Annotated in this window: 23 protein-coding genes; 7 read left to right on the forward strand and 16 right to left on the reverse strand. The window is 59.8% G+C overall.

Annotated elements, in window-relative coordinates; translation table 11 throughout:
- From NW829_RS00310 to trpB, 6 genes are all read right to left on the reverse strand, one after another.
- Window positions 1–637 (reverse strand): Uma2 family endonuclease (locus NW829_RS00310; RefSeq protein ID WP_414416184.1); only part of this gene is annotated, 637 nt, incomplete at its 3' end.
- 266 nt (window positions 638–903) lie between these two features.
- Window positions 904–2298, reverse strand: coding sequence for a DNA repair protein RadA (gene radA / locus NW829_RS00315; protein WP_011433126.1), 1395 nt, complete (start codon window positions 2296–2298; stop codon window positions 904–906).
- 12 nt (window positions 2299–2310) lie between these two features.
- Entirely contained in the window at window positions 2311–3447 is a 1137-nt protein-coding gene (aroC, locus tag NW829_RS00320; protein WP_414416185.1) for a chorismate synthase, read from the reverse strand.
- Between the two features lie 53 nt (window positions 3448–3500).
- Entirely contained in the window at window positions 3501–4265 is a 765-nt protein-coding gene (locus NW829_RS00325; protein ID WP_011433124.1) for a pantothenate kinase, read from the reverse strand.
- On the reverse strand, window positions 4255–5037 hold the full coding sequence (locus NW829_RS00330) for an AMMECR1 domain-containing protein (protein WP_414416186.1): 783 nt from the start codon (window positions 5035–5037) through the stop codon (window positions 4255–4257). Before NW829_RS00330 ends, NW829_RS00325 begins: the two co-directional genes overlap by 11 nt.
- 55 nt (window positions 5038–5092) lie before the next feature.
- Entirely contained in the window at window positions 5093–6346 is a 1254-nt protein-coding gene (trpB, locus tag NW829_RS00335; RefSeq protein ID WP_414416198.1) for a tryptophan synthase subunit beta, read from the reverse strand.
- A gap of 180 nt (window positions 6347–6526) precedes the next feature.
- Between trpB and NW829_RS00340 the strand changes: the two genes are divergently transcribed.
- The 5 genes from NW829_RS00340 to NW829_RS00360 all read left to right on the forward strand — a co-directional run bounded on the left by NW829_RS00340 (window position 6527) and on the right by NW829_RS00360 (window position 11626).
- The gene (locus NW829_RS00340; protein WP_414416187.1) at window positions 6527–6892 is read left to right on the forward strand and encodes a hypothetical protein; all 366 of its coding nucleotides are present in this window, start codon (window positions 6527–6529) and stop codon (window positions 6890–6892) included.
- A 219-nt stretch (window positions 6893–7111) separates the two neighbouring features.
- Complete coding sequence (locus NW829_RS00345) at window positions 7112–7654, forward strand: hypothetical protein (RefSeq protein ID WP_414416188.1); 543 nt, start codon at window positions 7112–7114, stop codon at window positions 7652–7654.
- Window positions 7655–7702: 48 nt separating this feature from the next.
- Window positions 7703–8266 (forward strand): hypothetical protein, encoded by a 564-nt coding sequence (locus NW829_RS00350; RefSeq protein WP_414351907.1) that lies wholly within the window; start codon window positions 7703–7705, stop codon window positions 8264–8266.
- On the forward strand, window positions 8266–9858 hold the full coding sequence (locus tag NW829_RS00355) for an Hsp70 family protein (RefSeq protein WP_414416189.1): 1593 nt from the start codon (window positions 8266–8268) through the stop codon (window positions 9856–9858). Before NW829_RS00350 ends, NW829_RS00355 begins: the two co-directional genes overlap by 1 nt.
- Before the next feature lie 334 nt (window positions 9859–10192).
- Window positions 10193–11626 (forward strand): 1-acyl-sn-glycerol-3-phosphate acyltransferase, encoded by a 1434-nt coding sequence (locus NW829_RS00360; protein ID WP_414413386.1) that lies wholly within the window; start codon window positions 10193–10195, stop codon window positions 11624–11626.
- An 83-nt stretch (window positions 11627–11709) separates the two neighbouring features.
- Here NW829_RS00360 and NW829_RS00365 read toward each other — a convergent pair whose 3' ends face one another.
- From NW829_RS00365 to psbE, 7 genes are all read right to left on the reverse strand, one after another.
- The gene (locus tag NW829_RS00365; RefSeq protein ID WP_414399589.1) at window positions 11710–11976 is read right to left on the reverse strand and encodes an ARPP-1 family domain-containing protein; all 267 of its coding nucleotides are present in this window, start codon (window positions 11974–11976) and stop codon (window positions 11710–11712) included.
- 304 nt (window positions 11977–12280) lie between these two features.
- A complete protein-coding gene (locus tag NW829_RS00370) occupies window positions 12281–12394 on the reverse strand; it encodes a photosystem I reaction center subunit VIII (protein WP_011433114.1) in 114 nt (37 codons plus the stop codon).
- Window positions 12395–12432: 38 nt separating this feature from the next.
- A complete protein-coding gene (locus tag NW829_RS00375; RefSeq protein WP_011433113.1) occupies window positions 12433–12903 on the reverse strand; it encodes a photosystem I reaction center protein subunit XI in 471 nt (156 codons plus the stop codon).
- A gap of 526 nt (window positions 12904–13429) precedes the next feature.
- On the reverse strand, window positions 13430–13549 hold the full coding sequence (locus NW829_RS00380) for a photosystem II reaction center protein J (protein WP_011433112.1): 120 nt from the start codon (window positions 13547–13549) through the stop codon (window positions 13430–13432).
- Window positions 13550–13690: 141 nt separating this feature from the next.
- On the reverse strand, window positions 13691–13816 hold the full coding sequence (locus NW829_RS00385; RefSeq protein WP_011433111.1) for a photosystem II reaction center protein L: 126 nt from the start codon (window positions 13814–13816) through the stop codon (window positions 13691–13693).
- A 5-nt stretch (window positions 13817–13821) separates the two neighbouring features.
- Entirely contained in the window at window positions 13822–13953 is a 132-nt protein-coding gene (gene psbF / locus NW829_RS00390; RefSeq protein WP_011433110.1) for a cytochrome b559 subunit beta, read from the reverse strand.
- A gap of 76 nt (window positions 13954–14029) precedes the next feature.
- On the reverse strand, window positions 14030–14275 hold the full coding sequence (gene psbE, locus NW829_RS00395; RefSeq protein WP_011433109.1) for a cytochrome b559 subunit alpha: 246 nt from the start codon (window positions 14273–14275) through the stop codon (window positions 14030–14032).
- A gap of 309 nt (window positions 14276–14584) precedes the next feature.
- Between psbE and NW829_RS00400 the strand changes: the two genes are divergently transcribed.
- Complete coding sequence (locus NW829_RS00400; protein WP_414413715.1) at window positions 14585–16270, forward strand: S-layer homology domain-containing protein; 1686 nt, start codon at window positions 14585–14587, stop codon at window positions 16268–16270.
- 18 nt (window positions 16271–16288) lie between these two features.
- Here NW829_RS00400 and NW829_RS00405 read toward each other — a convergent pair whose 3' ends face one another.
- Window positions 16289–18016 (reverse strand): HD domain-containing protein, encoded by a 1728-nt coding sequence (locus NW829_RS00405; RefSeq protein WP_414416190.1) that lies wholly within the window; start codon window positions 18014–18016, stop codon window positions 16289–16291.
- Between the two features lie 207 nt (window positions 18017–18223).
- On the opposite strand from NW829_RS00405, the gene thrS reads away from it, so the two are divergent.
- The gene (gene thrS, locus NW829_RS00410; RefSeq protein ID WP_414416191.1) at window positions 18224–20035 is read left to right on the forward strand and encodes a threonine--tRNA ligase; all 1812 of its coding nucleotides are present in this window, start codon (window positions 18224–18226) and stop codon (window positions 20033–20035) included.
- Here thrS and malQ read toward each other — a convergent pair.
- Both malQ and NW829_RS00420 read right to left on the reverse strand, forming a co-directional pair.
- Window positions 20013–21638 carry a 4-alpha-glucanotransferase gene (gene malQ / locus NW829_RS00415; RefSeq protein ID WP_414416192.1) on the reverse strand — a complete coding sequence of 542 codons (1626 nt, stop codon included), beginning with the start codon at window positions 21636–21638 and terminating at the stop codon, window positions 20013–20015. The genes thrS and malQ overlap by 23 nt on opposite strands.
- Before the next feature lie 146 nt (window positions 21639–21784).
- Entirely contained in the window at window positions 21785–22657 is an 873-nt protein-coding gene (locus NW829_RS00420; protein ID WP_414416193.1) for a polysaccharide deacetylase family protein, read from the reverse strand.
- Between the last annotated feature and the right edge of the window lie 40 nt (window positions 22658–22697).

The following is a 22697-nucleotide window of genomic DNA, read 5'->3' on the forward strand; positions in this document are numbered from 1 at the left end:
GTCCTTTCGCGTTAGCGGGACGGAGTCCTTTCGCGTTAGCGGGACGGAGTCCTTTGTCCTCCAGCCATGTGGACGCGAAGGGGACAAACTCACCTCCCCGCCGCTGAAAAAGGGCCAGAGGGGATCCCTGGAGTTCCCTTAGTTGCCGCAAGGGAGAGGCTACGCCCGCTGTGCGATCGTAGACCGCGTAGTAGCTGACGCCGGCGCGGGCATAGTCTTTGCGTTTGCGGCCCAGCTCTTCCCCTTTGCGCTTGGAGACAATCTCAATGACCACATCCGGCGGCTTACCCATCTCCCAGACCAGGTAGGTGCGATCTTCCTTGCGCTCAAAGCTGGCGGGGGGAGCCACCTCCAGGCTGAGCGTCACATCGGGCATCAGGGGAGGCAGTTTGAGGGCATAGAACAGACCGACATTGGCCGTGGCCAAAAAGGGGATCGGTTCCCCGGTGTCTTTGGCCTTGGGCTGGAATGAGGTGTAGAGGGCACCGGTGAGCAGGCGCTGCAGCTTCTCCGAGTGAATGCTGTCCACAGGCTCATCGTCCTCGATGACCAGGTCACTAATATCCGGTGGCTCTGGCAGAGGAAATGCCGCCTCCGGCATCGAGGGCTGGACTGGGCTGGAGGGTGCGGAAACCATGCTCACCGGGATCCCTTGCTGGTGTTGCTAACTACGGACTAGGGCTCAGCTAAGGCTGCTGAGCTGTTTGCCCAGCAGGCGTAGCCTTTTTCGAGGGTAACAAAAGTTTTCGGGAACATGATGGACATGCCACCGAAGCAGCGGATGCCGATCGCGTTAGCGGGACGGAGTCCAATCGCGTTAGCGGGACGGAGTCCTTGCTTGGCCTTTGGAGATAGGCGCAGCAGAGCCCAGCAGCCGGCGACGGGTGGAAGGCAAGGGGATGTTCACTCTGCGCTCTGGGAACCGGGCACAGCCACCAGCAGGGCTTCCAACACCCGCTGCACCCGACTCAGGCGCAGGCCGTGATCCGACAACACAGGGCTGTTGGGGATGATGGCGTGGCGAAACCCCAGTTTGCTGGCTTCTTTCAAGCGCTGCTCCAACTGGGCCACCGGGCGCACCTGCCCCCCCAGTCCCACCTCGCCAATCAGGACTGTAAAAGGATCCACTTGGCGATCCCGGAAGCTGGCGGCCACGGCCACTGCTACCCCCAAGTCGGCAGCTGGCTCGGCTACCTGAATGCCGCCGGCAGAGGCGATGTAAGCATCGTATTTGGAAAGCGGGATCCCCACCCGTTTTTCCAGCACAGCCAAGATCTGCAAAAAGCGGTTGATTTCAATGCCGGTGGAGGTGCGGCGGGGGGAGCTGTAGCTGGTGGGGCTGACTAGGGCCTGCACTTCCACCACCAGAGGACGGGTGCCCTCGCAGGCAACGATGGTGGCTGTTCCGGGCATGGCCTGATCCCGGCTACTCAAAAAAAGCTGCGAGGGGTTCTCCACCTCCACCAAGCCAGAGGCGGTCATCTCAAAAACACCCATTTCCTGGGCTGCCCCAAAGCGGTTTTTGACGGCGCGCAATAGGCGGTGGCTTTGGAAGCGATCCCCCTCAAAGTACAAGACCGTGTCCACCAAATGCTCCAGCACCTTCGGCCCGGCCAGGGATCCGTCTTTGGTAACATGGCCTACAATCAGCAGAGCCACCCCCAGTTTTTTGGCCAGCCGCATTAACAGGCCGGTGCATTCCCGCACCTGGGAAACGGATCCCGGCGCCGAGGTGAGTTGCCCCCAGAAGATGGCTTGGATGCTGTCGATCACCGCCACCTGCGGTTGCAGAGCCTGGATCTCCGCCACGATGGCCTCCAGGTCGGTCTCGGCCAAGAGGTAGAGCTGCTCGCTTTCCACCCCCAGCCGCTCGGCGCGTAGCTTGATCTGCTGGGCTGATTCTTCCCCCGACACGTATAAGATGGGCCCGCTCTTGGCCAGGTGGGCAGCGCTCTGCAGCAGCAGGGTGCTCTTGCCAATGCCCGGATCCCCGCCAATCAACACCAGGGATCCCGGCACAATGCCACCTCCCAACACCCGGTCAAACTCGCCATAGCCGGAGGAGAGGCGAGGGTGGCGATCTGAGGAGACCTGGGAGAGGGGGAGGGCCGACCGGGGGATCCCATTGGCGCGGTTGGACCTAGGAGCGAGGGCTTGGGCCCGTGGGGACTTGGCCGCTGGGGCGACGACCACTTCCGTCAGGGTGTTCCAGGCGCCGCAATGGTCGCAGCGGCCCAAAAACTTGGCATAGCGCTCGCCGCACTGGCTGCACTCCCAGACGGTTTTGGCCTTGGCCATAGCCGGGGACTCCTAGGCCTGGGGAGCAGCGGCGACAGGGAGGGGCACCTCCGGCAAGACCAGGGATCCGCACTGGGCGTGGTGGCGCAGCAGATGGTCGCAGAGGACCAGGGCCACCATCGCCTCCACCATCGGCACTGCCCGCGGCAAGACACAGGGATCGTGGCGTCCCCGCGCCGCCAAAACCGTCTCTTGCCCATTGAGGGTGACGGTGTTTTGAGGCTGGCGAATGGTGGCAGTGGGCTTAAAGGCTACCCGCAGGACGATGTCTTCGCCGTTGCTGATGCCCCCCTGGATGCCGCCGGAGCGGTTGCTGCGGGTGCGCCAGCCGCCGGGGGTCATGTAAAACTCGTCGTTGTGCTGCTTGCCCGTCAGGTAGGTGCCGGCAAACCCCGAGCCAATCTCAAACCCCTTGCTGGCTGGCAGGGACATCACCGCCTTGGCCAAATCGGCCTCCAGCTTGTCGAACACCGGGGATCCCAGTCCGCGGGGCACGTTGCGGGCCACACATTCCACCACACCCCCTAGGGAATCCCCCTCCCGCGCCGCCTCTTCGATTTTTTGGATCATCGCTGCTGCCGCTTCTGGATCGGGGCAACGGACGATGTTGGCTTCCACCTGCTCTGCCGTCACCGAAGCGGGATCCACCTGGGCTTCCACGTCTTTTACCCGCTGCACGTAGGCCAGGATCTCCACCCCTGCCGCTAGGCGCAGGATCTTCTTGGCAATGGCCCCGGCAGCCACCCGGCCAATGGTTTCTCGCGCTGAGGCCCGTCCGCCCCCCTGCCAGTTGCGGATGCCGTACTTGGCCTGGTAGGTGGCATCGGCATGGGAAGGGCGGAAGGTGGTGGCCATCTCCTGGTAGTCCTGGGGGCGGGCATCCTGGTTGCGCACCAGGATGTGGATGGGGGTGCCCAGCGTAAAGCCCTGAAAAACCCCGGAGAGGATCTGGCAGCGATCCGCTTCCTGGCGGGGCGTCGTGATGGGGCTCTGGCCAGGACGCCGCCGATCCAGCTCTGCCTGAATGTCGGCCTCGCTCAAGGGCAGCCGCGGCGGGCAGCCATCCACCACCACCCCCACCGCCCCCCCGTGGGACTCGCCATAGGTGGTCACGCAAAACAGGACACCGAAGGAGTTGCCGTTGGCCATGGGATCCCCAAGCAAGAAGCCGTTACTCGCAGGCGGCTGGGAGAGACTGTTTTCTATTCTGCACTAGGGGAGTGGCGGGCAGTGCGGTGCAGCTGGCGGCAGCCGGCAATTCCCCGCAACACCAGGTGGGGATCCCAGCGCAGCTCTGGGTCAAGCGGGCCCAAGTGAGGGTGGAGCCACTTCCCATCCCCGCCGGTCAGCAGCAGGGGGCCTTGGGGAAAGCGGCGACGCCAGTCGGCAATGAACTCGCGCAAGCCAGCCAAGAGGGTGTGGAGGATGCCGCTGCGGATGGCAGCCACGGTGTCGTTGGCCCAGCGAGGGGGCAAGGGATCCTGCGGATCCCACTGCACTTTGGGCAGCAGGGCTGTGTGATCAGCCAACGCCTGCGCCTGCAACCCCAGGCCGGGCAAGATGGCCCCTCCCACCAGGGATCCTTCAGAGTCAGCTCCTGTGAGGGTCAGGGCAGTACCCGCGTCGATGACCAAACAGGGCCAGCCGTAGTGGATCCCAGCAGCCCACAGGGCCAAGGCCCGATCCAGCCCCAACCCCGGGTAGGGATCCCGCAGCGGCACCTGCGACAGCTCCAACTGATGCACCCAGGGCGATGCTGGCGGCAGGGGGGCAGAGCCCACAGGAGCCAGCCACAGCTCTGTCTGCTGCGGCCAGGACAAGGGCTGGTGAGCAGGAAACCGCTCCACCTTCACCAGGGTCTCCTCCACAAACCAACCCCAGCGCACGTGAGTGTTGCCCAGCACGGCTGCCAGCCACTCACGACAACAGTGCGAAGCGTTGAGATCTGCCCCCTCCTCAAAACTCATGCAACAGCTCTGCCTCCACGCGAAACAGCTCCACCGGCTGGTCGGCAGGGATCCCGGCCAACCTCTTAGCGGTAGCAAGCTGCCATTCTGTCGTCAAAGCCTCTCCCGGCAGCAACACCGCTCCCCGGGTTCCAGAGCGGACAAATAGGCCCATGCGGGTGGGATCCACCTGCTCCACAGCGGCAAAAGGACTCCGTCCCGCCGACGCAATGGGCACTACCCGCCGCACAATGGCTACCTGAATGGAGGCCGACTCCAGCTCCCCGGGTTGCAGAGGTACGTAGCGCCAATCGCGGGTGACTGCCCCCACCGCCGCCCGGATGGTGGCCCTGGCCAGGTCCTCGCCGCTGGGATCCAAGCTGCCCCAGCAGCCACGGGGCCGACCCTCTGTACTCACCGTTACAAAAACCCCCGCAGAGCGCCGCCAGTGGGGCGGGATCTCCTCTGGAGGTGGCAGCACCTGGCCGGTGGCGAAGTAGTAGGCAATGGCCTGACGCGCCAGCGCCGGCAGGGTGTCAGGGAGAGGTTGTCGCCGGCTGGGAGAGGGGATCCCTTCTGAATCGGACTCCGTCCCGCCAGTGCGATCCCGTAAGCGGTGCGAGGCACCCATGGACTCCGGCGGAGGAACAGGGGCAGTTGTCTCAGAAGGCTGCGGCAGGGATCCCGTCCACAAGCCCAGCCCCGCAGCCAGGAGCAGGCCGATCGCGTTAGCGGGACGGAGTCCTTGAAGACCCAGCAATCGAACCGTGAAGTGAACTCGGCAGGTGGACACCAGAGGGGATCCGTTGGGGGTCACAACAAAGGAAGAGAAGATTCTCAGCCGTACTCTAGAAGCTACGTCCCCGCTGCTGCAAATACTTGAAAACGGTGTTTAGATCCTTGTCGCCGCGCCCAGAACAGTTGACCACTACCCGTTGCTGGGATCCGAGCTGTGGGGCCAAAGTTTTCAGGTAGGCCAGCGCATGGGCCGTCTCCAGCGCGGGGATGATCCCTTCCAGCCGCGACAGCAGCAGCAACGCCTCTACGGCCTCATCATCGGTGGCAGCGTAGTACTCGGCTCGTCCAATTTCTTTCAGATAGCTGTGCTCGGGCCCTACACCGGGGTAATCCAAGCCGGCGCTGATGGAGTGGGCCTCCTGCACCTGACCTTCTTCATCCTGCAGCAGGTAGCTCATCGCCCCGTGCAAGACCCCGATGCGACCGCGGTTGAGGGTAGCGGCGTGGCGGGGCGTGTGCAGCCCTTCTCCGGCAGCTTCGATGCCGATCAGTCGCACCCCTGGATCCCGGACAAACTCGTTGAACAGCCCCAGCGCGTTGGATCCACCCCCCACACAGGCCAGCAACACATCCGGCAGCCCTCCCCATTTTTCCTGGCACTGCTGCCGCGTCTCCTGGCCAATGACATCGTGAAAGGCCCGCACCAGCTTCGGGTAAGGGTGGGGCCCCGCCACCGTGCCGATGACGTAGTGGGTGGTCTCCACGTTGGTTACCCAGTCGCGGATGGCCTCGGAGAGGGCGTCTTTGAGGGTGCGCGTGCCCGATTCCACTCCCCGCACCTCAGCACCCAGCAGGCGCATTCGCTGCACGTTGGGGGCCTGCCGCTCCATATCCAGTGCCCCCATGTAGATAACGCATTCCAGCCCAAAACGGGCGCACACGGTTGCCGTGGCCACCCCATGTTGCCCGGCGCCGGTCTCGGCGATCACCCGCCGCTTGCCCATGCGCACCGCCAGCAGCACTTGGCCAAGGGCGTTGTTGATCTTGTGGGCGCCGGTGTGGTTGAGATCTTCCCGCTTCAGGTAGATCTGCGGGCCACCGTAGTATTCGGTTAGCCGCTGGGCAAAGTAGAGGGGGCTGGGCCGCCCAACAAAATCCCGCAACAGGTTGTGAAACTCGGCGCGAAAGTCGGGATCCCGCCAGTGATGCTCAAAGGCTTCCTCCAGCTCCGTTAGGGCGCTCATCAAGGTTTCCGGCACAAACCGACCCCCAAACGGCCCAAACCGCCCCTGGGGATCCGGACGCACCTGCGGGTCAAGGGGATCCAAAACACGAGGGGAAAAAGCAAAAGAAGCTGAGGTCATGGCAGAGTCCGTCCGGGCCTTGTAGCCTGCAACTAGAGAGAGGCTTTCCCATTCTACAGAAGGAAGGGGCGATGACCAGTCTCGCCTCTCTTCTTCTGCCGTGGGATCCCGAAAAGTTGTTTTGAACAAGGGTCTTCCCAGGATTTTTAAGATAAGGCCGTCCGATTTTGAGGCGGCCTTATGGACAAGCATCTGCAAGAGTTGCTCCAGCAAGAAGATCAAAAGCGCAGAGATGAAGAGGTGCGGCGCACCTATGCCCTTTCTCAAAAGTCCGAGGGGATGGTGATCCTTCTGTCTATTCTGCTTGCCTTCGGAGCCTACCTCTACACGCGGCGGTGGAAAGCTTTGATGGTTTTTCTGGGCTGGTGTTTCTTCCTTGGCGTGTTGTTTAGCGACGACGAGGGAGAGGTTTCCCTACCCGGACTGTTTCTGGCCTCCACCTGGGCAGCAGTAGACAACTGCGGCGCTATCCAGCGGGCAAGAGAAGAAATTGAACGGCTGCGCTCAGGGCAGAACTTGAATACCGACCAACAAAGCGAAACCTAGCCAAAATGAATGCCCAATAGTAAGCTTTATGACAGAACAAAATGAACACCCCAAAGTCTTTCGAGAGAATAATGTCGGTTTAATGTCGGTTCTTAACTCCCCTCTCCTCGAGGGAGAGGGATCCCTTGCGGAGCTGGACTCGAACTCCTGCTTCTTTTGCCAGCAGCAGGTTGAGACAAAGGAGCTTAGAATGTCCTCAGGTCCGAGAAACTTGAGGCCATGAGATCTGCTGCTTGCCTGACCTGTCTGCTCGCGGGACTGATCCTAGGGGCAGGGATCCCCGTCATTGCTCCCGCCCCCGCCCTTCCCGTTGCCCAAGCCGGTTTCCGGCCCTATCTCAACGCCCGCTTTGGCTACCGCATCGACTACCCGGCAGACTTCATTCCGCAAGGGGAATCGGACAACGGCGATGGCCAAGTGTTTCTCGGTCAAGACGGGGCTGAGCTGCGGGTTTGGGGTGGGTACAACATTTTTCAAGCAACGCCCGCCAGCGCCCTGCAGGAAGAACTTCGCCGCAGCCGGGAAAACCAGCGCCAGGTTACTTACCAAACCGTTGGCCGGGATTTCTTTGTGGTCTCCGGCTACGAGCCCGTTCGTGTCAGCGGTGCGGAGCCCTTTGGCCAGCGGATTTTCTATCTCAAAACAGTTGTCCGCCCTTCGCTGCAAGCTGGCTTTGAGTTCGTGTACCCGGCCAGCCGGCGCGAGCGCTATGACCGAGATGTGGAAGCTATAGCCCGTTCCCTGCGCCTTGCCGATCCCTGAGCTAGACCCAAGTTGGGGCATGATCGTAGGGATCCCTGGCAAAACCCAATGGCCGAGAGACCGCTGGATAGTTGGCTGCAGGAACGCATGCGGGTTGTTGGCCTGTCTTCTTGGCGGGCTTTACAGGCCCAGGCCGGGATCAGCCGCCGCGCCCTTGATCAGGTGCGCCGAGGGAAGTGGGGATCCCTGCGCCTGGAGCAACTGCAAAAGTTGGCTGCCGCTCTGCAGTGGGATTTGGGATCCCTGCTGCGCCTTAACGGGAATGACAAAATGGAATCCACCGATTCCTCAGAAGTCCTCTTCTCTCTGCTGCAGCCGTTGCTCACCAGCTACCCCACTGTCCGCCAGATTGCCCAGCGCAAGCCCGATTGGCCGGCCCAAAACGTGACAGCTCTGTTTCGCTCCTTAGACGCTCTGCTGCAGCGCTGGGGGTATGAGCCCATCGGCAACCCCCTGGAGTCCGTCCCCTTTGATCCGCAACTGCATCAACCGGATCAGCTGGATATTCAAAAGGGGGATCCCGTTTACATTCGCTTTGTCGGCTACCGCCGCGGTGACCACATCCTTTGCCCGGCCAAAGTCAGCCGCTCTCTGCCCGGAGGATTGAGCTGATGGCACCTGCCCCTAAAGCGACCCTAGCCATTGATTTTGGCACCAGCAACACGGTGGTGGCAGTTTGGGATCCCGCCCAAGCAGTGCCCCGTCTCCTCACTCTTCCCGGCCTCTCTCGCCCAGACCACTCGGCTATTCCCAGCTTGGTCTACGTGAAGGGAAAAGGCCAGCTCCTGGTGGGGGAAACCGTGCGCGCCGGTCGGTGGGGGGCAGTGGATCCGCAACGGCTGTTTCAGGGGTTTAAGCGGGACTTGGTGGCGGAGTTTGTCCCTCCGCCGCGAGTTCTAGATGGAGAGCGCTACGACGCCGAGAGGGTGGCCCAAGCTTTTTTGCAGACGGTGATGGAAGCTGTCCCGAAAGAACACCTGCAGCCGCAACAGCTGGTGTTCACCGCCCCTGTCGGCTCTTTTGAGCGCTACCTCAATTGGCTGCGGGGAGTGGCCAGTGCCTGTGGCTGGGATCCCGTTCAAATTGTCGATGAAGCCACGGCAGCAGCCCTGGGCTATGCGGTTGGCCAGCCGGGATCCCTAGTGCTGGTGGTGGATTTCGGCGGCGGTACCTTGGATCTCAGCTTGGTGCGCACCCTCGCTCCCCAAGCGGGTAGCCCTGTCCTCAAAGCGGAGGTGATCGCCAAGGCCGATGCCTATGTGGGCGGGGTGGACATCGACATTTGGATTGCCGACTACCTACTGCAGCAACTGGGGCTAAGCCGACAGCAAATTGGAGCTCTGGGCTGGCTCAACCTCCTGGAGCAGGCGGAACAGCTCAAGATCGCCCTTTCCACTCAGATGGAAGCGGTGGGCAGTTGGTTTGACGACGAAGCCCTCACTGCCCATGAGTTGAAGTTAAGCCGGCAGGAGCTGGAAGAGATCCTGGAAGCTCGTCAGCTTTTGGATCAAATCCGCCAGTGCCTAGACGACGTTCTCCTCACCGCCCAGGCGAGGGGATTGGGCAAGAACCAAATTGAGCAGGTGCTCTTGGTAGGAGGCAGCTCCCAACTGCCAGCAGTTCAAGAGCTGCTGCGCTCCTACTTCGGCAAAAAGAAAGTGCGCTGCGAACGCCCCTTCGATGCTGTGGCCCTGGGCGCCCTGCAGGTGGGCCGCCAGGTGAAGCTGGAGGATCGCCTGCACCACAGCTATGCCCTCCGCCTCTGGGATCCCTTGCAGAAAAGCTACATCTACTACCCCCTCTTCGAACAGGGCAGCCCCTATCCCTGCCGACGGGCTGAGCCCTTGATCCTGCAAGTGGCCAACGACGGACAAACGGAGATTCGCCTGGAGGTGGGCGAAGTGGCCCAGGTGGCCCAATCGGAGGTGGTTTACGACGAGCTGGGGCGCATGAGCAGCCGTCAACTCACCCGGCAAACCGACTTCCGGTTCCTGGCTCCTCTCGGATCCCCAACCGTTCGCGCTACTTCGACGGAGTCATCACCAATTTGTCTGGCCCGTTTGCAGCCCCCTGGCCGCGTGGGAGAGGATCGCCTTCGCGTCGAATTTGCCATTGATAGCTCGCGGCGCTTGTTGGTCACCATCACCGACCTGCAAACTCAGGCGCTCTTGGCAGAGGCCCAGCCTGTAGCCACCTTGAGTTAAGAGACGAAAGTAGAGAGAAGAGAGCGTCTTCACTGCAACGGAAGACAAAGAAAGCAATGTAAAGGGCACGACATGGCCACGATTCCCAACTCTCATCTCCCCTTGTGAGAGAGGGGTCGGGGGCTTGAGGAGAGTAGAGAGCGGTTGCGCCGACGGCGTGGGGTCTCAGGGGAAGGATCTCAATCATTGATATTGTTGATATTGATTATTGATTGAGAATGGCTGCATATCCAGTGATCTCTGTAGCGACTTGATGAATAATCTGAGCGATGGGATATGAATCTGATTTGCGTTTAACTACACTTCTTCTCTTGAGCTACCTTGGGAACAAATCTTGCTCTTGTCACCACCGCCCCATTTTGCCCGTCCTCCCCTCGACTTTATTCCGCCCGCCTATAGCGCCTGGGTGCTACGGCTCGTCCACGGGATCCTGCCCCTGCTCTTGCGGGTGAGGGTGCGGCGCTGGCTTCCTTCCGGCATTGCCAAAATCGAGGCCACAGGGGCGGAGATCTTGGCGCGGCTCTACCACCAGTTCCAGGAGGGTCAAATTCGCCTAGTCCTGGCTTTCCGACATGTGGAGGTGGATGACCCGCTGGTGGGCCTGTACGTTCTATCTCGCCTGGTGCCCGAAGCCGCCCGTCGACAAGGGATCCGCCTTCGAGAACCCCTTCACGCCCATTTTCTCTACGACCGGGGCATGCCCCTCTGGGGAGGGGAATGGCTGGGGTGGCTGTTGTCTCGCCTGGGCGGGATCCCTATACGCCGCGGTCGGAGGGTGGATCGGGTGGCGCTAAAGGCGGCCCGGCAACTGCTCCTGGATGGGCAATTTCCCTTTGCAATCGCCCCAGAAGGAGCCACCAACGGCCACAGCGAACGGATCAATCCCCTGGAACCGGGAATGGCTCAGCTGTGCTTTTGGTGCGCCGAGGACCTGGCCAAAGCTGGTCGCTCAGAGACCGTCATTTTGCTGCCCATTGGCATTCGGTACTACTACACGGATCCCTCCTGGACGAAGCTGGAGCGCCTGCTGGCGCGCCTTGAGCACCTGAGTGGGTTGACGCCTCCGAAGCCAGAGCCAAGATCCTCCAGGAGCCCCAACCTTCGCTACACCCAGCGGATCTGCCGCCTAGCCCAGCATCTCCTGGGACAACTGGAAGCTTTCTACGACCTACCTCCCTTCATCTCTGGGAGAGATGAAGAAGAACCACGGATAGAGCAGAGGCTAGCCCCTGGCCACTTTAACGCTCGCCTGGAGCGGCTGCTCCACAGAGCCCTGGAAACCGCAGAGACCTACTTTGGCCTATCTCCCCAGGGGGATTGGAACAGCCGCTGCCGCCGCATTGAAGAAGCCGCCTGGATCCAGATTTACCGAGAAGAATTGCGGCATCCTGGATCCCTGTCTCCCCTGCAGCGGGGGTTGCTCGACTGGAAAGCCCACCAGGCAACGCTCTACCTGCAGCACATGCGCTTGGTGGAAAGCTGTGTAGCCGTCCAGGAAGAGTATTTGCTGAGCAAACCCTCTTTTGAGCGGCTGGCAGAAACTGCCCTCATTCTATTTGATGTGCTGGCCCGCCTTCGAGGGGAATCCTACCCAGCCCGCCCTCGCCTAGGCTGGCGGGGGGTTCACGTGACCGTCGGGGATCCCATCTCCGTTAGCGAGCGGTTAGAGCGGTATTGCCGAGGCCGCCAGGAAGCCAAACAGGCGGTGACCGAGCTAACTCAGGATGTTTTTTCTTTCCAATTTCTTTCTTTTTCTTCCAATTTCTAGGGATCCCCCAAAGGGGGAACCAGCTTAGGTGAGAAGCCTGGCACTACTGCCGAGAGACTGCTGAAAGATAAACCACCTTCCCATCATAGAACAGAGCTGAGCCTTGGTCGCCCCGCTGGGACTCTGCTCGGTACTCCCAGCAGCAATAGGAACTCACTGTGGTTTTCCACAACCAGGTGAGGTACTGCTCCGGCCTCGCTCACCTCGGTGATGGTTGCTTCCTTGGTTTGCAGATCTGGAAGGCGATAGGCAACTTCCTGCTCCCCCTGAGAAAAGAGAGGGAAAACCTGGAAACTGCCCTCTTGAATGGGATCCCCAATACGCAGGGTTGGAAAGTTAAGGCTGGCCATCGACTCCTCCTTCTCGTTGAAGTTGCAAGGGTGTTGCGGAAGCTGCCCTTCCCCTTGTTGGCTTGGGATCAGCTCGCCGGATCCTGCTCCAATCTAAAGTCCTTTGGAAATGCTCCCTTCCTAAAAAAAAGAGGTGAGGGGACAGCCTTCGCCTTTCGGGACTCTGGTAGCGCGGATGGAAATCATCCTGACCAAAAGAGAGGGATCCCTAAAAAAGGGATCCCTGCCTCAATATCTGGGGTTGATCTCTAGCCTGAAGTAATTGAAATTAATCAGCACTAGTGAGTATCAAAGCACTCCGGGACTAGTCCCGCTCAATGTACAAAAAAAGCACTGCCATGCCTACCGCAGGAAGCAGCCAACCAACAATGGGGATAAAGATCCAAGGAAGATAAGCAGCAGCGTAAGAACCGGTCATGATTTTGCTCCTCTCAAGTGACTTGACAAACTTGACAACTAATTCACCAGCCCTCGAAAGATGGCGTCGATCCCGGCAAAGTTCTCCAGCAGGAAATAGGCAGCGAACACGCCACCCATACCTCCCAAGAAAAATCCTGCCGTCAGATCCCCCCAACCCCGAGCTGTAGCCAGAGGAGCGGCCCCCGGCGTCTCCGGCTTGTTTCCGAAGGTAACGCTGCCATAGGCCGACATGCAGGCGGTTCCCAGCAGCACAATCGCCATCGCCGTAACCAGCCCGCCTAAGTTAGCTGCCTCAGGGTAATCCCGCAGCGGCCCCAGCACAATTTCTGGCCCTACCAAGAAATAGCCATGGGCCAGCCCAATTTCTAGACCCCGCAACAGCGGCGATAAACCAGGACGGTTGATGGGAAGATTGTTGATAAACAGACGGGTGACAGGAGAATCGCTGATGGGCGTCGAAAGATGCCCCTCGCAGGGATCGTCGTTAAAGGTGCGAATGTAATCCATGTCCGAATGTCCTGCCTGGAATTTTGCGATTCATTCTACGGGGCCTAAGTTACCCTCTCGGCAACCACCACCCGGATCGTTAAAAAAGTTCATGCTCGCTTAACACAGAGATAGCTCTTCTAAATAAGTTTGAGACATAAGTTTGAGACATTCCCTCGCAGAACCTGTCCTCAGCAATTCGCGCTCTTGCCCATGATCCCTGACCTGCTAACGCGAACTTCACCCTCTCCAGGGGGAGAAGAGAGAAGTCCAGATTCACCGCCTGGTTGTAACCAGTGGTGAGGAATAGCGGCAGCTTTTTCGGACTGTGTATTGAGTATTAAGTTGAGTATTAAGGTCTGCAATGAAGTGGGATCCCTGCTGGGCAAGGGATCGATATTGCGCTGTGGTAGGTAGCCCCGAAAAAAGTGGTAGATACACTGGCCATGGGTCAACAAAGCCTAACTGAATTCGGCTAGGTCGTAAAAACCATGGGACCCTTTACCCCTACCTATTGGGGGCTACTACCAGACCGAAAACCTCAAACCTACAGACTAGAGCCTAGGCCCACATAGGAGCCATAGAAAAAGAGCCCAACTACCGTGATCACACCCAAACCGGCAACCACAGCCACTATCCACAAAGGGATCCTTGCTTGACTGGTCATAGCAACTGGTCTCCAAAAAAGACAGAACTAGCAGCAATTACATTCTCAGTAAACTTAGCAAAGGGGAGCAAGGGCTAGCCAAAAGCCAGCATTGTCCCCTGCGCTCTTTCCCAACTCCAAGAGCAGAGTGTGATCCTGGCCTCAGTTGAGAAAATAGCTGGAGAACAACAGCCCAACCACAAACACCAGCAGCAAACCCAAGTAAAGGGAAGTGCGGTTTAGCTCGACAGGTTGGGAGTTGGGATTCCTTTCGGGTTGATCAGCCATTGGGTTCACCGTTGAATAAACTGCATTGCAGCAATAGCTCCCAAGAAGAAAACAGTTGGGATCGCCAAGGTATGTACCGCCAGCCAACGGACGGTAAAAACAGGGTAAAAAACGGGTTCATCAGATTTAGTGGCCATAGATATCACCCTACGCAAAAAGCTCAATCAACTTACAAATTGCAACAACGAATAGTCCACTTACCCACGGGCACTCCTAGCGAGTCAGCCTCTCCAGCTCCTCCAGAGCATTGAAGCGATCGCTAACGATCGGCAACTCCTGGCGCTCTGCCGTGAAATACTCATTGGGGCGCGGGGTGCCAAAAATATCATAGGCCAGGCCAGTGCTCACAAAAAGCCAGCCTGCCAAAAACAAAGCGGGAATGGTCAGGGCGTGAATAACCCAGTAGCGGACACTGGTAATGATATCGACAAAAGGTCGCTCTCCGGTGCTGCCAGCCATGAAACTCCTCCCTAGGGTAGGGGCAAAAGTGCTTTCTGAACTTTCTGAGTCTATAACACAATGATAAGGATTTGGATGCACAACTACAAGTTACGAGACCCTTGCTTAGGCCCTTTGCTGTCAAGCCGGATCCCGTCTTGCATAGGTAAAATCTCCTAAGGGATCCCTGCGGCGAACCTTCTTACCCGAGTTTTCAGAATCTCACTGCCAAAGGGCGCAATCCCAAGGGGCATCGAGGGCTTGAGGATGGGGCGGAAGTTTGAGATAAGCTGGCCCTGAGGGGATGTTGTTGGAACAGGAGTGACAGCTATGCGGTGCTCGTGGCCCCTAGCTCTGAGCTTGTGTTGGACGCTGGGCTGGTCGGGTGTCAGCTTGCCGGCTTGGTCCCAAGGGGTGGAGCAGCAAGCCTCGCTGGCCTGGACCGACCCCTACGTGGCGGCTCTGGAACGTCAGACGGATGTGGTGATCACCCGAGAACCTCTGTCGGCCACCCTGACCCGTCTGGAATTGGCCCAGTGGCTGACGGAGTTTTTCGGCTACATTCCCAATCCCAACCAGGTGCAGGAGATTCGCGACCTGGAGCCCAACACCCCCGACTATTGGACTGCCCAAGCCGTGCTGCAGGCGGGGGCCATGCGCCTATACGAGGGCAACGAGTTTCGCCCGCAAGGGGATATCACCCACCTGGAAGCCCTGGCCATTTTGGTGCGGGCTCTGCAATTGCCTGCTCCCACCCAGGCCGACATTGAGCGCTGGATGGCTCTGTACACCGATGCGGCTGATGTGCCGGAGGTAGGGCGGGCTTTTGTGGCCATGGCAGGCGAAGCGGGGCTGCTGGTGAATGTGCCGGATCCAGCTCGTCTTCAGCCCAATCGCGTGCTGAGGCGAGCAGAAGGGGCGGTGTTGTTGCATCAGGCCCTGGTGTATCGCGGTCAGCTTCCGCCCTTGCCACCCCCTGTGGCCCAGTTGCGTCCCTCCCCAGCCCGGGTGGCCGAGACCGTCCAACCCGAAATCTTCCAAACGCGGATCACTCCCGAGGGAGGAAGTGTTCCTGCAGGGGGAACCTTGACCATTGAAGCGCAGGCCACTCCCAACGGCAGGGCTACGGTTGATATCGGCGGCGTGGTTCAGGGTCTGCCGATGCAGGAGGTGCAGCCCGGCTACTACCGCGCAGTTTATAGCCTTGGTCCTCAGGATGCCGTCTTTGGCCCCGACATCAGTATTCAGTTGACCCTCAATGGCGTCAGTACCCGCGTTCAACGGCGGCTACCTCAACTGGCCTTGGGCAATGTTGCTCCTCCGCCAGTGGAATCAGTATTTCCGCCCCCAGCTCCTCTGCCGCAGCCAGCCCCTTTGACTGCAGCCGGCAATCGCTATCCGCGCATTGAGGCCATTCGCTTGGATCCCCAGCGCGACTTGGTGGAAGGGGACATTCTCACCATTGCCATTTGGGGGGAATCTGGAGGGATCGCCCAGTTTGATCTGGGGAATCTGGCCCTGAACCAGCCGATGCGGGAGGTACGACCCAACCACTACGAAGGCACCTACGTGGTAGCCCCCACCCACCAGGCCAACAATCCCACCTTGCGGATTGTGCTCACCAAGGACGGCCTCAGCCAGGAACATCGGGAGATTTTTCCTTTTTCCATCGATGGCTCCAGAGGAACCCGCTCCACCATTCAGCCGGTTTCCGCACCCGTCGCCACGGGACTGCCCCAGATTTTCAGTGTCACCACCAACAGCACCAATCTGCGCATGGGAGAAATTCTCAAAGTCACCATGCGAGGGGATCCGGGGGGGCGGGCTGCTTTTCGGATTGTTGGGGTAACGCCGGAAGTCGAAATGCGGGAGGTGGCGCCGGGCCTATACGAAACCCAGCAGCAGTTGCCCTTCAACATGCAGCCGGTCAACAACGGCATCATCGAGGTGATCTTGCAAAGAGGGGGCCAAAAGACCACCCAAACCAGCCCCTCGCCCATTACCATCGCCCCTTAGCTAGGATCCCCGAGAAGGCTAAACTGCTGCCTCAAAGGGATCGGCGCTGCGCTGGATCTGGGTAGAGAGCTTGGGGATTACCTGCAGGTTGAACTGTTGCTCGAAGACTTTTTTCTTCTCGTTTAAGCTCCACAACTCTAGGGCACAGTCGTCCTTGGGATGCCTGGGATCCAAAATCAACTCCATGCGGCGGGGGCCTTCTCCCAGGAGCTGAAAACGGCAGTGCAGGGCTTGAATGGCCTGCAGGCGGCGGCGATCCAAAGCACAGGCTATGCGCAGCAGGGGGCTCAGTTCCAGCACCACTTGGCGATCCCGCTCGTCGCTGAGGCGCTGGAAGTTCTCGTGCTTCTTCTTGGGGGGCGACTTGCGGTGGTAGCGGGCCAAGTTGGCGATCACCTCCACCTCTTCTTCGTTGAAGCCCAAGAGTTCTCCATGGCGGATCAGGTAGTAGGAGTGCTTGTGGTGGGCGGCATGGCTGATGAAGTGGCCGCAGTTGTGCAGCATGGCCGCCGCCCAGAGAAGAGCCCGCTCCCGGGATCCCCAGCCATGCAGGATGCCGCGGGTTTGATCGAAAAGGCTGAGGGCAAACTCGGCCACCCGCTCGGCATAGGGGATCTCCACCTGGTATTTTTCCGCCAACTTGAGGACGCTGCGCCGCCGCACCGAGCTGTGGTAGCGCAGCCGATCCTCAATCAGCCCTTGGCCGATCATCCAGTCCACGATCAGCCCTTCCCGCAAAGCCCGTTCGCAAAATTGAACCCGCTCTACCCCCAGCAGGCTCATCACTTCCTCTAGGATCAGGGCGCCGGCCAGGATGATCTCCCCCCGTCTTTCCCCTAGGCCGGGCAGCTTTTGCCGTTCGGCCACCGTGAGGGAGCGCAGCTCTTTGATGTAGCCGCGCAGGGCTTCCAGGCTGAACTCATACCCCTGCAGGCGATGGGGGAGAGCGCCCAACCGACGGCGGGCATCCAACTGGGCCAGGCACTCGACGGTGCCAGAGGTGCCCACCAAAGGCAGGGCTCCCTGTTGTTGTGAAGAGGCAAGGATCCGCTTCATCTGCTCGATGGGGGATTCCAGCATGCCGCGGATGTGCTGGCGCAGGGCTTGCAGTTCGCCAGAAGTGGGCGGATCGTGGTGCAAAAAAGCCTGGGTCAGACGCACTGCCCCTACCTTGACGCTGCGCAGAAACTCCGGCTCTTGGCCATTGCCCAAAATCAGCTCGGTGGAGCCGCCACCAATATCCACCACCGCGTGCATCCGGTTGTGGAACTCCATCGCCGAGAGCACTCCCAGATAAATGCGGCGGGCCTCTTCCTGCCCCGAGATTAACTCCACCCGCAGGCCCAGCTCCCGTTCAATCCGCTTCAAAAACTCCAGCCCATTGGGGGCCTCGCGCACAGCACTGGTAGCCACGGCAACAATATCCTGCACCTGAAAGCTCTCAGCAATGCGGCAAAACCGCTCCAGGGCCACTCGGGCCCGCTCCATGGCTGCAGGCGTGAGGGCGCCCGTCTGGCTGCAAAACTCCCCCAGCCGCACGGTGGCTTTTTCGCGGGAGATGATGGTGAAGCTGGGGATACGGGGATTGATGCGCACCACCACCATGTGGAGAGAGTTGCTGCCCACATCGATGGCCGCCAGAACGGGGGCCGCCCAAGATTCAGAACGAGAAGCCGGGCCGGTTTCGGAAACTGGGGAAGCAGAGGTGACAGAGCGTTCCGTGAAGTCGGTGGGCGAAGAGATCATGGCTCGGGTAAGGGGGTCAACCCCTTTAGGATACTGTGTACTTTCCCCCCTTGTTCCGGGCCGAGTCGTGAGGTGAGGTTCGCGGTTGACTCGGCAAACAGGGGAATTGATTAGCTGGGGATCCCTGCCGTTCTCGCCCCAGCCTAAGATAGGGACACGGATATCCATTTCTTCACTGTTCTTTCTTTGTTGTCGAAGCAGGTTCCGATGTCTCAGCCAGCCGAATCACCTCAGAAGGCCAACAGCACCCTCAAACTGCTGCGCACTCACGAGTCTCCCAAACTGGAGCGCATCCGCCACACCACTTCCCATGTCCTGGCTATGGCGGTGCAAAAGCTGTTTCCCAAGGCCCAGGTGACCATCGGCCCCACAACCGACTACGGCTTCTATTACGATTTTGACCATCCCGAGCCCTTCACGCCGGAAGATCTGGATCGCATCAAAAAAGAGATGCAGGCAATCATCAAAAAGGGCCTGCCGGTGATCCGCGAGGAGGTGAGCCGTGAAGAGGCCAGGCGCCGCATCGAAGCCCTCGGCGAACCCTACAAGCTGGAGATCTTAGACAACATTCCCGAAGGAGAGGTCATCAGCATTTATCACTTGGGGAATGAATGGTGGGATCTCTGTGCTGGCCCCCACGTGGAAAACACCCGAGATCTCAACCCCAGAGCCTTTGATTTGCTCAGTGTGGCCGGCGCCTATTGGCGGGGGGACGAGACCAAGCCGCAGCTCCAACGCATCTACGGTACCGCCTGGGAAACTCCAGAGGAGCTGAAGGAATACAAACGGCGGCTGGAAGAAGCCAAACGGCGGGATCACCGCAAGCTGGGCAAAGAACTGGGCCTATTTTTGTTTTCGGATGAGGTGGGGCCGGGGCTGCCTCTCTGGACACCCAAGGGCACCATTCTGCGCTCGGTGCTGGAGGATTTTCTCAAGCAGGAGCAGCTCAAGCGGGGCTACCTGCCGGTGGTTACCCCTCATATTGCCCGTGTGGACTTGTTCAAGATCTCCGGCCACTGGCAAAAGTACCGGGAAGATATGTTCCCCATGATGGCGGAGAATGAGCAGGATCGCGCAGCCGAACAGGGCTTTGTCATGAAGCCGATGAACTGTCCTTTTCACATCCAAATCTACAAATCCGAGCTGCGATCCTACCGCGATTTGCCCCTACGATATGCCGAATTCGGCACCGTCTATCGCTATGAGCAATCGGGGGAATTGGGAGGTCTGACGCGAGTGCGTGGCTTTACGGTGGACGATGCCCACCTGTTTGTCCGGCCCGATCAGCTGGAGGAGGAGTTTCTCAAGGTTGTCGATCTCATTTTGGTGGTCTTCGACAAGCTTAAACTCAAAGATTTTCGCGCCCGCCTCAGCTTCCGCGATCCCAAGTCTGACAAATATCTGGGATCCCCTGAAGATTGGGACAAAGCCGAAAATGCCATCCGTCGCGCTGTGGAGAAGTTGTCGATGCCCCACTTTGAAGGGATCGGCGAGGCAGCCTTCTATGGGCCGAAGCTGGATTTTATTTTCCGCGACGCCCTGGATCGGGAGTGGCAACTGGGCACGGTGCAGGTGGATTACCAAAACCCACAGCGCTTTGATCTGCAATACGTAGCTGAGGACGGATCCCGGCAACGCCCGGTGATGATCCACCGCGCTCCCTTTGGCTCGCTGGAGCGGCTGATTGGGATCCTCATCGAAGAATACGCTGGGGATTTTCCCTTCTGGCTGGCCCCGGAACAGGTGCGCATTTTGCCCGTTTCCGATCAGTATTTGGGCTATGCCACCCAGGTGCGGGATCAGCTGCGAGAGCAGGGGATCCGCGTCCACATCGATGCCGACAGCGATCGTTTGCCGAAGAAAATCCGCAATGCCGAGAAGGCCCGGATCCCCTTCATGCTGATCGTGGGGGAACAGGAACAAGCGGCAGGAACAGTGAGCGTGCGCCAGCGCCATGGACAGGAGCTGGGATCCCTGACAGTGGCTGAGTTCCTGGCTAAGGCGCAAGCGCTTGAGTAGAACCTGCCTGGGAATGGCTTCTTGGGGCTGCTGCAGCCGCCCGTTCCTGGGCCAGGGCCGCCCGCCGTTGTTCTAGATCATGGGGAGAGATGCGCCCATAGGTCACGCTCATCTCGGCCAGCCGCTGGATCATGTCCTGCCGCAGCATGTCCTCGCGGTAGCGCCAGGCCCAGTTGTTCTCGGTGGTGCCGGGGAAGTTCATGCGCGCCTCTGCCCCCAAGCCCATCACATCTTGCAGGGGAATGATGGCCAGATCGGCTACGGAAGCAAGGGCTAGGCGAATGAGATCCCAATGGATGCCCTCGGATCCCTGGCAGCCCAAATAGCGCAGCAGGTTTTGTTTTTCCCACTCCGAGCGCTCCGGGTCATGAAACCAGCCCACCACCGTATTGTTGTCGTGGGTGCCGGTGTAAACGACAAAGTTGCGCTCATAGGCATGGGGCAAATAGGGGTTATCCGGCCCGGAACCAAAAGCAAACAGCAGCACCTTCATGCCGGGCAAGCCAAATTGATCCCGCAGTTGCAACACCTCCGGCGTAATGTCTCCCAGATCTTCGGCAATCACCGGGATTTCCCCCAACTTGTCGGCCAGGGCCTGAAAGAAATCTGCTCCCGGCCCTTTTTGCCACTCCCCTTCCACAGCCGTTTCTGCATCGCCTGGAATGGCCCAGTAGCTCTCGAAGCCGCGAAAGTGGTCGATGCGCACACAGTCCACCTGCTTGAGGATGGCCTGGATGCGCCGGATCCACCAGTCGTAGCCGCGAGCCTTGAGCACCTCCCAGTTGTAGAGGGGGTTGCCCCAGCGCTGCCCGGTGGGGCTGAAATAGTCCGGCGGCACACCGGCTACTTGTAAAGGCCGTCCCTGTTCATCCAGGTGAAACAGCTCCCGGTTGGCCCACACGTCGGCACTGTTGGGGGCAACATAGATGGGTACATCGCCAATGAGCTGCACTTGATGCTGGTGGGCATACTCCCTTAGGGATCTCCACTGCTGGGCAAACAGATACTGCCAAAACATCTGGCGGGTGACTGCGTCGGCGTGGCGGTCGCGGGCCTCCTGGAGAGCAAGGGGATCCCGCTGGGCTAGGGCTGGAGGCCACTGAGTCCACTCTTGCTCGCCATACACCTCTTTGAGAGCCATGAAGAGAGCGTAGTCCGGTAGCCAATCCGCCTCCTCGGCACAGTAGGCGTGAAAGGCTTCCCAGTCAGCAGCGCTAGCCTTTTCCTTGAAGGTGGCCCAGGCCCGCTGCAAAAGACCCAGCTTGAAGGGGATCACGGTTTCGTAGTCCACCCGCTCGGCGGATCTGGCTTGGATCGTTGGCCATTGGGGCAGATCCTGCCAACTGTTGGGATCCAGCCAACCGGCCCCCACCAATAGCTCCGGGCTGATGAGCAGCGGGTTGCCGGCTATGGAGGAAAAGCTCATGTAGGGGGAGTTGCCCCAGCCGGTAGGTCCCAGAGGCAGCACCTGCCAGAGGCGCTGGCCGCTCTCCACCAGAAAATCCACAAACCGGTAAGCAGCCGGCCCCAGGTCGCCGATGCCAAATGGCCCCGGTAGCGAGGTGGGGTGCAGGAGGATCCCACTGAGTCTGCCCATGCGCATGGCCAAGCCCTTTTGCCCTAGGTGGTTTCACCGCCTATGCTGTCACTTCCAGAGCCACGATGAACAGCTCCAGACAAGACAAAATCGGCACAAAGCCAAAAGACCCCCTTTTCCGCCCTGGCCAGGGATCCGGAACTGGGATCCCGTCAGGCCACCTCGGGGGCAGGGCAGGCTTGGGCGTACCAGTTGTAGAGACCATCGCCGGTGGTGAGCCAAGTCTGAGGGCGAGATTGGATGTGCTGCAAGGCTTTTTTCAGGGATCCCATCCGCAGAGGCTGCCCGACAATAAAGGGGTGCAGGCCGATGGCCATAACGCGGGGGGAGCGTTCCCCATCTTGCCACAGTTGATCAAACTGGTCGATGAGGGCTTGGGCAAAGGCTTCTGCCGGCAGGCGGGCGCTCAGACAAAGGCTGATGTCGTTGGCCTCCAGGGTGTAGGGGATCCCCAAAAGGGGGCCGGCGGCGGTCTGCAGCCAATAGGGTTGGTCGTCGTTTACCCAGTCGGTGGTGTAGCGGATCCCGGCAGCCTTGAGCAGGTCAAAGGTGTTCTCGCTAACGGAAAATCCCGGTGTCAGCCAGCCCCAGGGTCGGGATCCGGAAACCTTCTCCAAAAGGGACAAACTGCGCTCAATGAGCTCCTGTTCGACGTCACGGGCCAGGCCGCTGTGGCCGGTGGAGTTGTTCCAGCCGTGGGCCAGCACCGACCAGCCGTATTGGCGGATCCCTTCAATGATGGGGGGGTAAAGCTGCACCATTTCTGCATTCAAGGCGGCAGTCACCGGGATCCCCAGCTCGGCAAACAGCTCAAACAAGCGCCAAATGCCCACCCGATTGCCGTAGTCCCGCCAGCCATAGTTGGCGATCTCAGGGGAGCTGGTGAGATGGGGTTGAATGGCCGTGCCCAGCTTGCCAAAGGTGAAGTGCTCGATGTTCATCACCACGTACACAGCCACCCGCGCCCGATGCGGTAGGCTCGGCAGATTTCGGCTGGGCAGAGCTGAGTAGGCAGGGGGCAGCATGTCCGCTCTCCAAAGCTTTGATGCTCACCAAGGGGGCAGG

It is taken from the genome of Synechococcus sp. R55.8 (genome assembly GCF_047461895.1).
GTDB lineage: Bacteria > Cyanobacteriota > Cyanobacteriia > Thermostichales > Thermostichaceae > Thermostichus.

Bases quoted from the DNA above. Each gene is read 5' to 3' on its own strand.
- radA (WP_011433126.1), bottom strand. From the start codon at position 2,298: ATGGCCAAGGCCAAAACCGTCTGGGAGTGCAGCCAGTGCGGCGAGCGC.
- aroC (WP_414416185.1), bottom strand. From the start codon at position 3,447: ATGGCCAACGGCAACTCCTTCGGTGTCCTGTTTTGCGTGACCACCTAT.
- NW829_RS00325 (WP_011433124.1), bottom strand. From the start codon at position 4,265: ATGAGTTTTGAGGAGGGGGCAGATCTCAACGCTTCGCACTGTTGTCGT.
- trpB (WP_414416198.1), bottom strand. From the start codon at position 6,346: ATGACCTCAGCTTCTTTTGCTTTTTCCCCTCGTGTTTTGGATCCCCTT.
- NW829_RS00340 (WP_414416187.1), top strand. From the start codon at position 6,527: ATGGACAAGCATCTGCAAGAGTTGCTCCAGCAAGAAGATCAAAAGCGC.
- NW829_RS00345 (WP_414416188.1), top strand. From the start codon at position 7,112: ATGAGATCTGCTGCTTGCCTGACCTGTCTGCTCGCGGGACTGATCCTA.
- NW829_RS00350 (WP_414351907.1), top strand. From the start codon at position 7,703: ATGGCCGAGAGACCGCTGGATAGTTGGCTGCAGGAACGCATGCGGGTT.
- NW829_RS00355 (WP_414416189.1), top strand. From the start codon at position 8,266: ATGGCACCTGCCCCTAAAGCGACCCTAGCCATTGATTTTGGCACCAGC.
- NW829_RS00365 (WP_414399589.1), bottom strand. From the start codon at position 11,976: ATGGCCAGCCTTAACTTTCCAACCCTGCGTATTGGGGATCCCATTCAA.
- NW829_RS00370 (WP_011433114.1), bottom strand. From the start codon at position 12,394: ATGACCGGTTCTTACGCTGCTGCTTATCTTCCTTGGATCTTTATCCCC.
- NW829_RS00375 (WP_011433113.1), bottom strand. From the start codon at position 12,903: ATGGATTACATTCGCACCTTTAACGACGATCCCTGCGAGGGGCATCTT.
- NW829_RS00380 (WP_011433112.1), bottom strand. From the start codon at position 13,549: ATGACCAGTCAAGCAAGGATCCCTTTGTGGATAGTGGCTGTGGTTGCC.
- NW829_RS00385 (WP_011433111.1), bottom strand. From the start codon at position 13,816: ATGGCTGATCAACCCGAAAGGAATCCCAACTCCCAACCTGTCGAGCTA.
- psbF (WP_011433110.1), bottom strand. From the start codon at position 13,953: ATGGCCACTAAATCTGATGAACCCGTTTTTTACCCTGTTTTTACCGTC.
- psbE (WP_011433109.1), bottom strand. From the start codon at position 14,275: ATGGCTGGCAGCACCGGAGAGCGACCTTTTGTCGATATCATTACCAGT.
- NW829_RS00400 (WP_414413715.1), top strand. From the start codon at position 14,585: ATGCGGTGCTCGTGGCCCCTAGCTCTGAGCTTGTGTTGGACGCTGGGC.
- NW829_RS00405 (WP_414416190.1), bottom strand. From the start codon at position 18,016: ATGATCTCTTCGCCCACCGACTTCACGGAACGCTCTGTCACCTCTGCT.
- thrS (WP_414416191.1), top strand. From the start codon at position 18,224: ATGTCTCAGCCAGCCGAATCACCTCAGAAGGCCAACAGCACCCTCAAA.
- malQ (WP_414416192.1), bottom strand. From the start codon at position 21,638: ATGCGCATGGGCAGACTCAGTGGGATCCTCCTGCACCCCACCTCGCTA.
- NW829_RS00420 (WP_414416193.1), bottom strand. From the start codon at position 22,657: ATGCTGCCCCCTGCCTACTCAGCTCTGCCCAGCCGAAATCTGCCGAGC.